Source organism: Sulfitobacter sp. SBS6 (assembly GCF_048285585.1).
Lineage (GTDB): Bacteria > Pseudomonadota > Alphaproteobacteria > Rhodobacterales > Rhodobacteraceae > Sulfitobacter > Sulfitobacter pontiacus.
Genome location: NZ_JBLWBA010000006.1, coordinates 562,499 through 577,641 on the forward strand (window position 1 = coordinate 562,499; position 15,143 = coordinate 577,641).

Sequence of the window (15,143 nt, forward strand, 5' to 3'; positions counted from 1 at the left end):
TGTGACGGCTACCGTAGACGCGCGCTTTTTGGACGCGTTCCACGCGCTGCCTGACGGCACTCACACCGGCAGATATCAAACCCGCCGCTATGTTTGGTCAAAAAGCACCTTTAATTCAGGTAAAAGCTGGAAACTGGTTGCCGAGGAATTAGGCGGTCCGGACTATATCAGCCTGAACCTCTATGCGCTCGCCAGCGGAGCACGTCTTTATCCCTGCGAAATGCCCGCGGCCAAGGTCATCGCCTTTGTCCGCGGGCTGATCATCGAGGATCAGTAAGAATAATCGGCGTAGATCCGGCTGAGGTCGCCCTTCCACTTACCGTCATAATCCTCCAGCAGTTCGTCCGCGGGGACCTTGCCGGTCTCGATGCTCTCCTTCAGCGCGTTCAGGAAATGCGTCTCGTCTGGAACCATCCCCCCGGCACCGCTGCGCGCCCGTGCTTTCAGCCCTTGTTCGGACAGGGCCACGGCCTCGCGCGCGATGTCGTGCATGCGCACGCCGCCCACCTTGGCCTGCAACCCGTCGACAGAGGCCGCGACCCGCAGCGCCTCGCGCGTTTCGGCATCCCAGTCTTTAACCAGATCCCACGCACCATCCAGCGCCTGTTGGTCATAGGTCAACCCGACCCAAAACGCGGGCAAGGCACATAGACGACGCCACGGCCCGCCATCAGCACCGCGCATTTCGATGAATTTCTTGATCCGCGCCTCGGGGAAGGCGGTGGTCAGATGGTCCGCCCAATCGCTCAGCGTCGGCATTTCCCCGGGCAGCGCAGGCAGCTTGCCTTTCAGGAAGTCGCGGAAAGACTGCCCCAGGGCATCGATATATTTTCCATCGCGGTAGACAAAATACATCGGCACATCGAGCGCATATTCCACCCAACGTTCAAAGCCCATGCCGTCTTCAAACACCCAGGGCAACATGCCCGTACGCGCCGCATCCAGATCACGCCACACGCGGCTGCGCCATGATTTATGGCCATTGGGCTTGCCTTCGAAAAACGGCGAATTCGCAAACAGCGCCGTCGCGACAGGTTGCAAGGCCAGTGCCACGCGCAGCTTTTGCACCATGTCCGCTTCGGACCCGAAATCAAGGTTCACCTGCACCGTGCAGGTCCGGCGCATCATGACCCGACCCATCGTGCCGACCTTGGTCATATATTCGTTCATCAGCTTGTACCGGCCCTTGGGCATCAGATCCATCTGGTCGTGGGACCATTCCGGTGCCGCGCCCAAGCCAATGAACCCCGCGCCGATCCGGTCCGCCACATCGCGCACTTCGCGCAGATGGGTATTCACCTCGTCGCAGGTCTCGTGGATGGTTTCGACAGGCGCGCCCGACAGCTCCAACTGACCGCCCGGCTCGAGCGAGATATTGGCCCCGTCCTTGACCAACCCGATCAGCTTGCCGCCCTCTTCCACAGGATCCCAGCCGTGGCCGTCGCGCAGCCCTTCCAACACGGCGCGGATCGAACAATCGCCCTCGTAGGGCAAAGGCAGCAGCGTCTCTTTGTTGTAGCCGAATTTCTCGTGCTCGGTGCCAATGCGCCAATCTTCCTTGGGCTTGCACCCGTCCGCGAGATAGTTGACCAGCTGGTCGTAACTTTCGATCGGGCCGCCGCCGGATTGAGGGATAGACATGTGGGGTGGCTCCGAGTTCAATTTCTGTGGTCTAAGGGATGGTGCGATTTGGACGGGGTGTCAATGCAACAGGGTCGAGGCCGGCCGCATCGAACGCCGCTCCCAAATCACGACGGACAGGGTCTTGTCATCGGCCAATTCGGCCAACATTCTTTCGGTACGCAGCCCCGGAAGTGCGGCAAAAGCGTCAAAAAGCGCGTCCGCCCCCGCGGCATCCACGGGGATCATCACGGGATTTTGTCCAGGCTGTTCCAGTTTCCAATGCGCCGGATAGGCCCCGCGCTCAAGGCTCAGGCGCTCCATCTCCCGTAGGGCGATGACGCCGCCGGTCAGGGGACCGAAATAGGCGATCTGCCCCTCATCCACCTGCACCGCTCCGGCCCCGAGTCCGGTCTTGCGAAACCGCACCCGCTGTCCGCCGATCCAGACAAAGATCACCCCCGCAAGGATCAGCGCATAGCCCGGTATCGCCAAAAGCAACCCCGGCCCCGCCACCAGCCAAAGCCCGATCAAAGCGACCGCGATTCCGCCCAGAACCTCGCGCCAACGCCACAGTTCAGCTTTCGCCTCAGGTCGCAGAAAACTCATCGTGCTCTCCTACTGTAGGCTTCATTTTGCCAGATAAACTCCACGGGGGCGTGGGGGTGTGAAACCCCCACTCCGACGCACGTGCCGGAAACCGCACTCACGCCCAATCTCCCAATGTCTTTTGCCACAGGGTCATGGCCGCCACTGCTGCCGTATCCGCCCGCAAGATGCGCGGCCCCAAGGCGACGGGGCGCGACCAGTCCAACCCGCGCAAACGCACGCGTTCACTGTCGGAAAACCCGCCCTCTGGTCCAATCAGGATAGCCCAAGGACCAGGCCGCGCAGACGCGAGCCCCTCTTCCTCGCCCGCCAGCGCCTCGTCGCAGAACATCAAGGACCGCTCGGGCTCCCAACGATCGATCAGACGGTCCAGCCGGACCATATCGGCCACCTCCGGAACGAAAGTCCCGCCGCATTGCTCCGCTGCCTCGACCGCGTGGGCTTGCAGACGATCGCGCTGCACGCGGCCGGCGTTGGTAAATTCACTTTGCACCGGCACAATGCGCCGCGCCCCCATTTCGGCAGCTTTCTCGACAATGAAATCCGTGCGCGCCTTTTTGATCGGCGCAAAGATCAGCCACAGGTCGGGCGGCATCTGCAGCGGTTTCGTATGCTCGGCGCAGGCCAACACACCGCCGCGTTTGCCCGCCTCGGCGACCTCGGCGCGCCACTCGCCATCAATGCCATTAAACAAAAGAACCGACGCGCCCACCGATTGGCGCATCACGCCAAAGAGATAATGCGCCTGTGCCTTATCCAAAGGAACGGATTGCCCCTGCCCCAACGGATGATCTACATAAAGTCTGATTTTCGCGTTCATGGGCACAGATATATGTACGACACCTCGCCGACACCAGATGGGAATGATGCGACACGCGTGGTCGATGCTCCTGCGGACAATTGGGTGGACCGTTTTGCGCCGCGTTTCACCCGCCCCTACCTGCGGCTCAGCCGCGCCGACCGCCCTATTGGCACTTGGCTTTTGCTGCTGCCCTGCTGGTGGGGGCTGACGCTGGCGATGCTGTTTGACCAGCAACCGCGCTGGCTTGACCTGTGGATCTTGATCGGCTGCGGTGCCGGTGCCTGGCTGATGCGCGGCGCGGGGTGCACGTGGAACGACATCACCGACCGGCATATCGATGGCAAGGTCGCCCGCACGCGGTCACGCCCCATCCCCTCGGGTCAGGTCAGCGTCAAAGGTGCGCTTGCGTGGATGATCGCCCAGATGCTGATCGCGCTTGGCATTTTGCTGACCTTCAACGGGGCTGCCATCGCCCTTGGTGTACTGGCCCTGCTGCCTGTCGCCGTTTACCCTTTTGCCAAACGTTTCACGTGGTGGCCGCAGGTTTTTCTTGGCATCGCCTTTAACTGGGGCGCGCTGCTGGCCTGGACCGCCCATACCGGCAGCCTCGGCGCGCCTGCGGTGGTGCTCTATGCTGCTGGCATCGCGTGGACGCTTTTTTATGACACGATCTATGCCCATCAGGACAAGGAAGATGACGCCCTGATCGGGGTCAAATCCACAGCCCGCCTGTTCGGAGACAATACCGGCCATTGGCTGCGGCGCTTCCTGATCGCCGCCGTGGGCCTGATGGGGCTGGCGGTGATCTTTGCCCTGCGCGATTCCGCATCCTTTCTGGCGATGGTCATCGCCCTTGGCGGTCCTTGGGCAATGGGGTGGCATATGGCGTGGCAGCTGCGTGGTATCGACATCAACGACAACGACAAGCTTTTGCGCCTGTTTCGTGTGAACCGCGATACCGGCATGATCCCGCTGGTGTTTTTTGCCGCAGCCCTGCTGGCGTGATTGCACCCCTGTCCCCTCGGGCGTATCAAAGGCTCCAACGTTAACGGTTTCAGAAACGAGCTTATGCGCCTATCTGCACTCCTGATCATCGCGATGACCTTTACCGCTGCTGCGACCGTCTCATTGGTGGCTGCGAACTTTTCGGTAACCCTGATCGAGGAAAACTCCGAAATCGGCGTGCGTGATGCGCTTGATGCAAAAGAGATGACATGGGCCGAAGTGCAGGCAGACGGGTTGCAGGTCACCCTGTCGGGCACCGCGCCGGACGAAGTCGCGCGGTTCAATGCGCTAAGCACCGCAGGCACCATCGTCGATGCTGCCCGCGTGATTGACCAGATGGATGTGACCGCACAAGCCGCAATCGCCGCGCCGAAATTCTCGGTCGAGATTTTGCGCAATGATTCCGGCGTTTCGATTATCGGGCTGATTCCCACGACCACCGACCGCGACGCGGCCATCGACCGTTTCCAATCTATCGCCGGTCAAGATCATGTCGCCGACCTACTGGAATCGGCGAATTACCCTGCCCCCGACGGATGGGAAGACGCCTTCGGTTTCGCCATTTCCGCGATGGAGAAACTGCCCCGCGCCAAAGTCTCTGCCGAAGCGGGGCGTGTGGCAATCACGGCCATTTCCGACAGCGCAGAAGCCAAGGCACGGCTGGAAAACCAGCTAAAACGTGCGGCACCTCCCGGGCTGGTGGTGACACTGGAGATCGCCGCGCCGCGCCCGGTGATCACGCCCTTTACCCTGCGCTTCCAGATCGAGGAAGACAGCACCGGCTTTGACGCCTGCAGCGCGGATACCGAACAGGCCAGCGCCCGGATCCTCAAGGCGGCCGTTGCGGCTGGCGCACCGGGGTCGGCACGCTGCACGGTGGGTCTTGGCGTGCCAAGCCCGCGGTGGTCGGAAGCCGTGGAGAAAGCCATCGGCGCGCTGTCCAAGATCGGTGGCGGCTCCGTCAGCTTTGCCGATGCCGATATCAGCCTGATCGCCGCCGAAGGCACCGAACGCGCCGTCTTTGACCGCGTCGTCGGAGAGCTGGAAAACGCCCTGCCTGACGTCTTTGCTTTGAATGCCCGCCTGCCCCAAACCGTCGACCCCGACGCCGGCCCGCCCGAATTCGTCGCCACGCTCTCGCCCGAAGGTCAGGTACAACTGCGCGGCCGTCTGACAGACGACGCGCTGCGCGAATTGGCCGATAGCTACGCCAAGGCGAGCTTTGGCTCGGACAAGGTCTATACCGCCGCGCGGATTGTCGATGATCTGCCCGCCGATTGGCCGACGCGCGTGTTGTCGGCGCTCGACGCGCTGTCCAAGCTCGCCAACGGCACGGTCATCGTAACCCCCGATAGCGTCAGCGTCGCGGGCAACACCGGTAACCCCGATGCCAGCACGCAGATCGCAACCTTGTTGGCGGGCAAACTGGGCGAAGGCAAAGACTATGAGGTCAAAGTCGCCTATCAAGAAAAGCTCGACCCCGTTCTGGGCCTGCCCACCCCGCAGGAATGCGAAGCCGAGATCGGCAAGGTTGTGGCCAAGGGCAAGATCAACTTTGAACCCGGCAGCGCCACCATTGACGCCTCGGCGCTTGGTACGATGGATCAAATTGCCGAAATCCTGCAAGACTGCCGCGACATAGCACTTGAGGTACAGGGATATACCGACAGCCAGGGCCGCGAGGAAATGAACCTCGCGCTCAGCCAGTCGCGGGCCCAATCGGTGCTGAACGAACTGCGCGCCCGCCGCGTAATCACCGGCTCCTTCGTGGCCAAGGGCTATGGCGAAGAATCGCCCGTTGCCTCCAACGACACCGAAGAAGGCCGCGAGGCGAACCGCCGGATCGAATTTAAGCTGATCAATGAAGGCCCGTCGGAAGATTCTGACGAAACAGCGCTGGAAAATGGCGCGGATACAGGCGATACAGACACACCATCCGACCAGACCCAAGAAGGCAACTAACATGAGCAGAACCGAATTTGTCATCGCGACAGCGATTATCCTATTCGTCGCCTTCTGCCTTGGATGGTTTGCCAACTGGCTGCTGCACCGCTTTACCCGCGTGGCGGCCGACGATGTCGCCCAGCTTGACCGGATGAGCCAGGAATTGCACGAAGCGGAAGAAACCCGCGATCAGGCGATCACCTATCTGCAACAGCGCGAGGCAGAGCTGACGAACCAGCTCAACCAGACCGAGGCAGAGCTGCGCGCGGCGATGGACGGGTTGCGCGATGCGCGCCACGAAGCGGAAGAAATGCGCGCCTATATCGATCGTCAACAGGCCAGCTGAAAGACCGCGGTGGCGCTTACCACCGGGCCAGCGCGTCTTCGTCTTCTGCCTTTGATGCAACCCAATCCGCCCCTTTGGCAGTGATCTCGCGCTTCCAGAAGGGTGCGCGCGACTTCAGGTAATCCATCAGGAATTCAGCCGCTTCAAACGCATCCTTGCGGTGGCGCGCAGCGGTGGCGACCATCATGATCATCTCGCCCGGCAGCAGTCGGCCGAAGCGGTGAATGACCAGCGCATCCCCCAGCGAAAACCGCGCCATCGCGGTTTCGGCCATCTCGGTCAGGGCAGATTCGGTCATGCCGGGGTAGTGTTCAATCTCCATTGCCTGCAACGGATCATCGGGCAGATCGCGCACGATGCCGGTGAAGGTCACGATTGCGCCCATATCCCGATGGCCGGCAGCAAAATCCTGGCTTTCCTGCCCCAGATCAAAACCCGCTTCCTGAACCGAGATCTTCATCTCAACCCCCTGTCATCGGCGGGAAAAACGCCACTTCGCGCACCCCTTCCAAAGAGGCATCGAAATCGGCAAGTTCCTGATCCACGGCGACACGCAGGCCGGACAGATCGGAAAAGGCGACCGCATAGCGCTCTTCGCGCGCGCGCAGTTCCTCTACAAGGTCTAGGACAGTGCGGGCGGACGTATCGACCTTCTCACGAGGCAGCCCGATACGTTCGCGAACCCATGCAAAATACAAGATATTCATCAGCGTGGCTCCACCAGATGGGGCATGGATTTGCGCAGATAATCATAGCCGGTGATCGCCGTCAGCGCCGCCGCGATCCAAAGCAGCACCAACCCGATCCGGCCGGCCCAGATCATCCCGTGGAACTTCCAGGTGAGCCCTAGAACGTCCTCTTCCTCACCCGAGAGTATGGCACCGACCAAGGCGTTATCCATGCCGAAAATCGACATGCCAAAGTAGTGTTCAAACAGCCCCTGCCCGAACAGCACAGCAATCGCGACCATCTGCGCGGTTGTCTTCCACTTGGCCAGCGCCGTGACCTTCAAGGTGCCGGACACATCCCCCAGAAACTCCCGCAGGCCCGAAACGAAGACTTCGCGAAACAGGATCACGGTGGCAGGGAGCACCAGCCACGGCGACCAGCTTGAAAACGCGACGATCACCATCAGCGCAATCACCACCATCGCCTTGTCGGCAATCGGGTCCAGCATGGTCCCCAGCTTGGTTTCCTGCCCCCATGCGCGCGCAAGATAGCCGTCAAACCAATCGGTGACCGCTGCGGCGATAAACAGGAACATCGCCAAAGCGTCCGCATAGGGACGCGTAAAATACAAGAACATCACAGCCACACCCGGGGCCGCGACAAGACGCAAGAGCGTCAGGATATTGGGGATATTCCACTTCATAGCGTCACCCTACAGTGGCAAGACGACAGGGGAAAGTGCCAAGACATCGCCTTCATTTTGCAAAATAAACTCCCCGCGGAGCGTCCTGCCCCCACCACGTGGCCGAAGGCTGAAACTTTGGGCTATCCGCGTTCATGGAAAAACGCATAAATCCGTTCGGCCAAAGCAACCGACACCCCGTCGACCGCCTTCAAGTCGCTCAAGTTCGCGCGACCAACGGCCTTGGCTGACCCGAAATGGGCCAACAGCGCGCGCTTGCGGGCGGCACCGACGCCGGGCACGTCATCAAGGGGCGTCGCCCCCACGGCCTTGGCACGTTTGGCGCGGTGGGTGCCGATGGCGAAACGGTGGGCTTCGTCGCGCAAACGCTGGATGAAATACAAAACCGGATCATTATGCCGCAAGGCCATCGGGCGCTTGCCAACGCGGTAAAACTCCTCTTTGCCCGCATCACGATCCACACCTTTGGCCACGCCGACCATCGGAATATCCTCGACCCCGTATTCGCGCATGATGGATGCCACAGCACTCACCTGCCCTGCACCACCGTCGATCAACAGCAGGTCAGGCCACATGCCTAGTTTGCGGTCCGGGTCTTCCTTGAGCAACCGTTTGAAACGGCGGGTCAGCACCTCTTTCATCATGCCAAAGTCATCCCCCGGCGTCAGGTCATCGCCGCGAATGTTGAACTTGCGGTACTGGTTTTTCATCATCCCGTCGGGGCCGGCGACAATCATACCGCCAACCGCGTTCGTCCCCTGGATGTGGGAGTTATCGTAGACCTCGATCCGTTGCGGCGGCGCAGGCAGATCAAAGGCGTCAGCGATACCTTTAAGAAGGTTCGTCTGGGTTGCTGTCTCTGCCAGTTTCCGCGCCAGAGATTCGCGCGCATTGCGCAGCGCCCCATCGACCAGCTCTGCTTTTTCGCCACGTTTGGGGACCACGATATCAACTTTACGCCCCAGCTTCCCCGACAGCGCCTCGACCATCAGATCGGGGCTTTCGATGTCGTTCGACAGGATCAACTGACGCGGTGGTTCGCGGGTGTCATAGAACTGACCGATAAAGGCCTCCAGCACCTCGGCGGCATCCACATCGGGGCCCACACGGGGGTAGTAGTCGCGGTTCCCCCAGTTCTGGTTGGCGCGGATAAAGAAGACCTGCACGCAAGCCTGCCCCTGATCCATGTGCAGCGCGATAATATCCGCTTCCGCAACGCCTTGCGGGTTGATCCCCTGTGCCGTTTGCACCTGCGTCAGCGCCTTGATCCGGTCGCGCAGGGCGGCGGCGCGTTCAAACTCCATCGCCTCCGACGCCTCGGCCATCTCGGTCGCCAGCCTGCCCTGAATATCGGTGGACTTACCGTTGAGGAATTTCTCCGCGTCCTGCACCGTCTTGCGGTATTCCTCGGGCGAAATCTTACCCACACAGGGGGCAGAGCAGCGCTTGATCTGATGCTGCAAACAGGGGCGCGAGCGGCTTTCGAACATCGCGTCAGAGCAATCGCGTAGCAGGAACACCCGTTGCAGCTGGTTCAGCGTACGGTTCACCGCACCGGCGCTGGCGAAGGGCCCGTAGTAATTGCCCTTTTCCTTTTTGGCCCCACGGTGCTTTTTGATCTGCGGATAATCATGCGTGGCCGTGACCAGAATATTGGGAAAGCTCTTGTCATCGCGCAGCAGCACATTGAATTTCGGCTTGAGCTGTTTGATCAGGTTCTGTTCAAGCAGCAACGCCTCGGTCTCTGTCTTCGTGGTCAGAAACATCATCGACGCGGTGTTTGATATCATCCGCGCGATCCGGCCCGAATGACCTGACGGCCGCGCGTAGTTGCTTACCCGCGCCCGCAGATTCCGCGCCTTGCCCACGTAAAGGACACGGCTTTCCGAATCGAGCATCCGGTACACACCAGGAGAGCCATCAATCGTTTTCAGGTACGATTGAATCACCTCATGGCCGGTTTTCGGTTTTTCGTTAGCGTCTGACATTGATTCGAGCGTTCGGACCTTTTGGCTGCAACAGTGTTAGCGGTAGGACAAGATTAAACATACCCACGACTCTTGTGGATAACCTTGCAGATAACTTTCAAACAGCGCGGATTTTCCCATGTATTAATGGGGCTTCCGGTGTTTGCCTAATTTTTAGGCATTTATGTAAGTCATTGATTCTGTATGTTATTTTTATCAACACTTTCCAACCCACTGAAAACACGCCCCTTTTTGTAACGGTTTTGTTACCGACGTGACCGCGGTGCACAACTTGCGTGGAAAGCCTATTCTAGGCCTTGCGCGTCGGGGGTTTTCCAGCCTAGGTGCTGCCCCCCGTCAGTGCAGATCAACTGCCCCGTGACCGACGGCGCATCAAGGAAATAGCCCAATGCAGCGGTAATATCGCGGGGATTCGCCCCCCGTTCGAGAATCACCTTGGACCGCTGCCGCGCAAAGTGTTCGTCGGTCTGCTTGGCCCCCTTCAGGGTCGGCCCAGGACCGATTGCATTGACCCGTATCGCCGGTGCCAGTGCTTGGGAAGATGTCTGGGTCAGCGCCCACAACCCCATTTTTCCGATGGTATATGTCATGAACTCCGGCGTGAGCTTGCGCACACGCTGGTCCAGCATATTGATGATCAGCCCCACGGCGACGGGCTCGTCCTGCGCGTCAGTCTCCGGAGCCAAGCCTTGCGCGGCCATGGCCTGCGTCAGAATGAAAGGTGCCCGCAGGTTGCTGCCGATATGGCGGTTCCAGCTTTCCTCTGTCGCGGTAGAAATATTGTCGTATTCAAAAATCGACGCATTGTTCACAAGGCAGGTGATCGGCCCGCCAAGCGCCCCTGCCGCGCGTGGCAGCAGATCATGCGTTGCGGTCTCGTCCAGCAGATCGGCTTGCAGGGCGACAGCCTGCCGCCCCTTTGCCTTCAACTCGGATACAACCTCGTCGGCACCGTCGGACGAGCTGTTGTAATGCACCGCAACGTCATACCCGCGATCCCCGAGATATAGCGCCATCGCACGCCCCAAGCGGGCTCCGGCTCCGGTTACCAACGCGTGTTTCATACCGCACCTCTTTTAGATCAGAACAGCCGCCATATAGCCCGCATAGACGGCACATAGAACGATGCCCCAGATGCGGTTGATGTCACGCCCCAGATACACAAAGGGGATCAGCAGCAGCGACGCCCCCAGCATGACCCACAGATCGAACCGCAGGAATTCGGGATCAACATGGATCGGCCCTACAAGGCTCGCGATACCGATAATGCCCAGCAGGTTGAACAGGTTGGACCCGATCACGTTACCCAAGGCGACATCAGCCTGACGGCGCAGCGCAGCCATGACAGTCGTGGCGAGTTCGGGCATCGAGGTTCCGATCGCCACCAGCGTCAGCCCGATGACCGTATCGCTCACACCGTAGGCGCGCGCGATCATGGACGCATTATCCACCAGCAGCCCCGCCCCGAGGGGCAAACCCACCAACCCGAGCACAAGGAATACCGCAATGCGCCAGCCCGGCATATCGGGATCGGCCCCTTCGGGCTCTTCCAGGTCCGCGGCGGCAGCGTTTTTACATTCGCGGCGATGCTCTTTGCCGTCGCGGTACATGTCGTACAGCACATAGGCCAAGGCCCCCAGCAACACGAAACCCGCCCAGAAATCGAAAACGCCACGATACGCCAGCCCGATGAACAACACCGAAGCGGCGATCATCATGTTGAACGTCTTGCGCGTGCTACACTCTGACGTGTGCATCGTCGCCAGCAAGGCGGGCACCCCGAGCACCAGCAGGATGTTGGCGGTGTTCGACCCCACGACATTGCCCAATGCGATCCCCGGTGAATCGTCCAGCACCGCCTTGATCGACACCAGCAATTCGGGCGCAGACGTCCCGAACGCCACAATCGTCAGGCTGACGATCAAAGCGGGCACGCCGAGGCGCAAGGACAGGTTGACCGCCCCCTTAACCAACGCATCCCCGGCCAGCAACAAAATCACCAGCCCCAAAACACTTAGAACCCAAGGCATAATCATCCGCGTTTACCCCCGCATCCGCAGGGAGATTTCCCAATGCGATAGCGTCCACAATTATTACATTTCTTCTGGCTCAGGCGCTTACCGCCCAGCCAGTGCATCTTTCCAAACCATGCGAGCGTGCCCATGGCGACCAGAAACAATAAGACAATCTTAAAGACCATGCGTCAGAGCCCGAACCGCGCATAGGCCGCGCGCTCTTCAATACTGTCGACCGCGTCGCCGATGATCTGCGCACCAAAACGGGACAGCAGCCCCTTTTTGGTGCCGTAGCGGTTGAACTTCACCTTGTCGCCAAAACGTTGCTTGATCATCGGGCGCAGGTGGCCGATGCCGTCGATCAGCCCCAGCTCGGTGGCGCGTTTCGCCAGCCAGACCTCTCCGGTGAACAGGTCAGTTTCAGAGGAAAGCTTGCTCCCGCGGCGTGATGTGACGTGATCGATGAAGTTCCCGTGGATATCCTCCAGCAGTTGCTTCAACCGCGCGACATCTTCGGGCTTTTCAGGGCGGAACGGGTCGAGCATGGATTTGGACTGGCCCGCAGTATAAACCCGCCGCTCTACCCCGTGGCGTTGGATAAATTCATCCGCACCAAAAGACGCCGAAATCACACCGATGGACCCCAGAACGGAACTGGGATCGGCATAGATTTCATCCGCAGCCGCGGCCAGCCAATAGCCGCCAGAGGCCGCGACATCTTCGACAAAGGCGATGACGGGGATGTTCTTTTCCTCAGCCAGACGCCGGATGCGCGCGCCGATCAACGACGATTGCACCGGGCTACCGCCGGGACTGCTGATTTCCAGAACCACAGCCGCGGGTTTGCCGCGGTTGAATGCTTTGTCGATGGCGGGGCCAATGCCGCTGTCGTTCAGGCCACCACGGGTGCGGCCCCCGATCACGCCGGACAGTCGCACCACGGAAACCGTCGGACGGGAGGCCAAAAAGGGAAGGTATTTTCTCATACCTTCCCATGTAGAGTGCACCATACCTGCAAACAAGGAGGGCACCCGATACTTACTGCCTAATCCGCCAGCCGGTACGGAAAATCCAACCGATCACCGCAAGACACAGCACCGTAAAGCCCGCGATGGCCAAAAGGCTCGTCACAATCGGCACATCCGCCGATCCGAAGAAGGCCCAGCGGAAGCCCGAGATCAGATACACCACCGGGTTAAAGTGAGAGATCACCTGCCACACCGGCGGCAGCATAGAGATCGAATAGAACGATCCCCCAAGGAAGACCAAGGGCGTCACAATCAACAGCGGCACAAGCTGCAACTGTTCAAAGTTGCCCGCCCAGATCCCGATGATGAAGCCCATCAGCGAAAAGCTGATGCAGGTCAGCACCAGAAAAGCCACCATCCAGATCGGATGCTGAATGGTGATGTCCACAAAGAAGAACGCCGTGAGCAGGATGATCACCCCGATAAACAGTGCCTTGGTCGCCGCAGCCCCGACATAGCCACAGACAATTTCGATAAAGTTAACTGGCGCGGATAAAAGTTCGAACACGGTGCCGATGAACTTGGGGAAATAGATGCCAAAGGACGCGTTCGAGATCGATTGCGTGATCACGCTCAGCATGATCAGCCCCGGTACGATGAACGCGCCATAGCTGATGCCTTCGACCTCTTGGATGCGGCTGCCGATCGCCGCGCCGAACACCACGAAATACAGCGATGTCGACAACACCGGAGAGATCAGACTCTGCGTGATGGTGCGAAAGAAGCGCGCCATTTCAAACGTGTAGATGGATTTGACTGCGATCCAGTTCATGCCGCGTCCTCCTTGACCAGATCGACAAAAATATCCTCAAGACTGCTTTGCGACGTCTCAAGATCAGACAGCACAAGCCCCGCGGCCGCGACATCGGACAAGAGCTTGGTGATGCCCGTCCGCTCTGCCCGCGTGTCATAGGAATAGATCAACGCGTGCCCGTCGTCGGACAGGGTCAGCGCATCAGAGACAAGACTGTCGGGGATCGCGTCAATCGGTTGGGTCAGCTGCACCACCAACTGCTTTTTCCCCATGCGTGACATCAACGTGTCTTTATCCTCGACCAGCAGCAGCTCGCCATGGGCGATCACACCGATCCGATCGGCAATCGCCTCGGCTTCCTCGATATAGTGGGTGGTGAGGATGATGGTCACGCCGCTGGTTTTCAGATCCGCGACGATGTTCCACATATCGCGGCGCAGTTCTACGTCGACGCCGGCGGTGGGTTCGTCCAAGAACAGGACGCGGGGCTCGTGCGCCAATGCCTTGGCAATCAAGACACGACGTTTCATCCCGCCCGACAAGGCGCGGATCTGGCTGTCTTTCTTGTCCCAAAGCGATAGCTGCCGCAGGATCTTTTCAACTGCTGCATCATCCTTGGGTTTCCCAAACAACCCACGCGAGAAACGCACAGTGCTGATGACTTTTTCAAAGGGTTCAAGGTTGATCTCTTGCGGTACCAGCCCGATCATCGACCGCGCACCACGGTAGTCGTTTACCGTGTCGAAACCGCCCACAGTGACGCTACCGCCTGTGCCGGTCGTGATCCCGCAAATGGTTGAAATAAGTGTTGTTTTCCCTGCGCCATTAGGGCCAAGCAGGGCAAGGATTTCGCCCTCTCGGATGTTCAGCGACACGCTTTTCAGCGCCTCGAACCCATCTGCATAGGCCTTGCGCAGGTCGGTGATCTTTACGATGTCAGGCATGGGCGTCTCCGGTGTTGTTGGCCGGAAACTAGACTGATTATCCCAAAGTGAACAGGCCCTACCCGTCAGCTTTTGCTGCGGCCGAACCAGCCCTTTTTCTCGGCTGGTGCATCCGCTGCCTCTGCCGCTTCCGCCGGCGCATCCTCGGCTGGGCCCTCAAGCGTTTCTTGCAGGTTGTTAAAGAACTGGTCCGCCATCTTTTTGGCAAACCCGTCGATGATCCGGCTGCCAAGCTGCGCAAGCTTGCCGCCGACCTTGGCCTCGACGTCATAGGAAAGCTCGGTCCCGCCATCGACAGCAGCCAGCGTCACGTCCGCCTCGCCCTTGGCAAAGCCCGCAGCACCGCCTTTGCCTTCGCCGCTGATCTTGATCGACTGGTCAGGCACCATATCGGTCATAGTGACCTGCCCCTTGAACGTGGCTTTGACGGGGCCGACCTTCTGCACCACGGTCGCCTCGAACCCTTCTTCCGGCGAACCGGTCACCTCGGTCGCGCCGGGGACGCATTTGATCAGCATGTCAGGGTCCAGCAGCGCGGCATATACCTCTGCCGGGCTGGCTGCGATCTGGCGGGTCTCTGACATTTTCATGGGGGCTCTCCGTTGATGGCTTTGCGACAACCTAGCGCACATCAATTGGCAACGCCAAGGTCAAACGCGCGGGTCCGGCTTTTGCGATAGGGCCGCTAAAGACCTCAACAGTCGCCACATCGCCAA

Annotated in this window: 17 protein-coding genes; 4 read left to right on the forward strand and 13 right to left on the reverse strand. The window is 59.8% G+C overall.

All coding sequences use genetic code 11. From position 1 onward, the window contains the following. Nucleotide 1: 1 nt before the first annotated feature. On the forward strand, nucleotides 2–277 hold the full coding sequence (locus ACNQ62_RS11655; protein WP_037944810.1) for a hypothetical protein: 276 nt from the start codon (nucleotides 2–4) through the stop codon (nucleotides 275–277). Here ACNQ62_RS11655 and ACNQ62_RS11660 read toward each other — a convergent pair. The 3 genes from ACNQ62_RS11660 to ACNQ62_RS11670 form a co-directional block, all read right to left on the reverse strand. Beyond that, complete coding sequence (locus ACNQ62_RS11660) at nucleotides 271–1,641, reverse strand: glutamate--cysteine ligase (RefSeq protein WP_418094926.1); 1,371 nt, start codon at nucleotides 1,639–1,641, stop codon at nucleotides 271–273. The genes ACNQ62_RS11655 and ACNQ62_RS11660 overlap by 7 nt on opposite strands. A gap of 60 nt (nucleotides 1,642–1,701) precedes the next feature. After that, nucleotides 1,702–2,229 carry a hypothetical protein gene (locus ACNQ62_RS11665; protein WP_005849675.1) on the reverse strand — a complete coding sequence of 176 codons (528 nt, stop codon included), beginning with the start codon at nucleotides 2,227–2,229 and terminating at the stop codon, nucleotides 1,702–1,704. A 97-nt stretch (nucleotides 2,230–2,326) separates the two neighbouring features. Then, nucleotides 2,327–3,049 carry a 16S rRNA (uracil(1498)-N(3))-methyltransferase gene (locus ACNQ62_RS11670; RefSeq protein WP_418094927.1) on the reverse strand — a complete coding sequence of 241 codons (723 nt, stop codon included), beginning with the start codon at nucleotides 3,047–3,049 and terminating at the stop codon, nucleotides 2,327–2,329. A gap of 12 nt (nucleotides 3,050–3,061) precedes the next feature. Here ACNQ62_RS11670 and ubiA point away from each other — a divergent pair, with 12 nt between their 5' ends. The 3 genes from ubiA to ACNQ62_RS11685 all read left to right on the forward strand — a co-directional run bounded on the left by ubiA (nucleotide 3,062) and on the right by ACNQ62_RS11685 (nucleotide 6,326). Then, entirely contained in the window at nucleotides 3,062–4,036 is a 975-nt protein-coding gene (ubiA, locus tag ACNQ62_RS11675; RefSeq protein WP_418094928.1) for a 4-hydroxybenzoate octaprenyltransferase, read from the forward strand. Nucleotides 4,037–4,099: 63 nt separating this feature from the next. Then, entirely contained in the window at nucleotides 4,100–5,998 is a 1,899-nt protein-coding gene (locus ACNQ62_RS11680; RefSeq protein WP_037944817.1) for an OmpA family protein, read from the forward strand. 1 nt (nucleotide 5,999) lies between these two features. Then, nucleotides 6,000–6,326, forward strand: a complete 327-nt coding sequence (locus ACNQ62_RS11685) for a hypothetical protein (protein ID WP_005849689.1) — start codon at nucleotides 6,000–6,002, stop codon at nucleotides 6,324–6,326. 16 nt (nucleotides 6,327–6,342) lie between these two features. On the opposite strand, the gene ACNQ62_RS11690 is transcribed toward ACNQ62_RS11685, so the two are convergent. From ACNQ62_RS11690 to ACNQ62_RS11735, 10 genes are all read right to left on the reverse strand, one after another. Continuing rightward, nucleotides 6,343–6,786, reverse strand: coding sequence for a molybdenum cofactor biosynthesis protein MoaE (locus ACNQ62_RS11690; protein WP_009825254.1), 444 nt, complete (start codon nucleotides 6,784–6,786; stop codon nucleotides 6,343–6,345). A 1-nt stretch (nucleotide 6,787) separates the two neighbouring features. Beyond that, nucleotides 6,788–7,033 carry a molybdopterin converting factor subunit 1 gene (moaD, locus tag ACNQ62_RS11695; protein ID WP_064215838.1) on the reverse strand — a complete coding sequence of 82 codons (246 nt, stop codon included), beginning with the start codon at nucleotides 7,031–7,033 and terminating at the stop codon, nucleotides 6,788–6,790. Continuing rightward, entirely contained in the window at nucleotides 7,033–7,698 is a 666-nt protein-coding gene (gene pgsA, locus ACNQ62_RS11700; RefSeq protein ID WP_005849692.1) for a CDP-diacylglycerol--glycerol-3-phosphate 3-phosphatidyltransferase, read from the reverse strand. The genes moaD and pgsA overlap by 1 nt, the downstream gene beginning before the upstream one ends. 122 nt (nucleotides 7,699–7,820) lie before the next feature. Beyond that, nucleotides 7,821–9,686, reverse strand: coding sequence for an excinuclease ABC subunit UvrC (uvrC, locus tag ACNQ62_RS11705; protein WP_064215836.1), 1,866 nt, complete (start codon nucleotides 9,684–9,686; stop codon nucleotides 7,821–7,823). Between the two features lie 284 nt (nucleotides 9,687–9,970). Further along, nucleotides 9,971–10,750 (reverse strand): SDR family oxidoreductase, encoded by a 780-nt coding sequence (locus ACNQ62_RS11710; protein ID WP_064215835.1) that lies wholly within the window; start codon nucleotides 10,748–10,750, stop codon nucleotides 9,971–9,973. A 12-nt stretch (nucleotides 10,751–10,762) separates the two neighbouring features. After that, the gene (locus tag ACNQ62_RS11715) at nucleotides 10,763–11,716 is read right to left on the reverse strand and encodes a calcium/sodium antiporter (RefSeq protein WP_005849697.1); all 954 of its coding nucleotides are present in this window, start codon (nucleotides 11,714–11,716) and stop codon (nucleotides 10,763–10,765) included. Nucleotides 11,717–11,889: 173 nt separating this feature from the next. After that, nucleotides 11,890–12,687 carry a S49 family peptidase gene (locus tag ACNQ62_RS11720; protein WP_286759866.1) on the reverse strand — a complete coding sequence of 266 codons (798 nt, stop codon included), beginning with the start codon at nucleotides 12,685–12,687 and terminating at the stop codon, nucleotides 11,890–11,892. A gap of 52 nt (nucleotides 12,688–12,739) precedes the next feature. Continuing rightward, nucleotides 12,740–13,501, reverse strand: a complete 762-nt coding sequence (locus ACNQ62_RS11725) for an ABC transporter permease (protein WP_418094929.1) — start codon at nucleotides 13,499–13,501, stop codon at nucleotides 12,740–12,742. Continuing rightward, complete coding sequence (locus ACNQ62_RS11730) at nucleotides 13,498–14,427, reverse strand: ABC transporter ATP-binding protein (protein ID WP_418094930.1); 930 nt, start codon at nucleotides 14,425–14,427, stop codon at nucleotides 13,498–13,500. Before ACNQ62_RS11730 ends, ACNQ62_RS11725 begins: the two co-directional genes overlap by 4 nt. A gap of 65 nt (nucleotides 14,428–14,492) precedes the next feature. Next, nucleotides 14,493–15,017: a CoxG family protein gene (locus ACNQ62_RS11735; RefSeq protein ID WP_064215833.1), complete on the reverse strand. Its 525-nt coding sequence runs from the start codon at nucleotides 15,015–15,017 to the stop codon at nucleotides 14,493–14,495. Nucleotides 15,018–15,143: the final 126 nt, after the last annotated feature.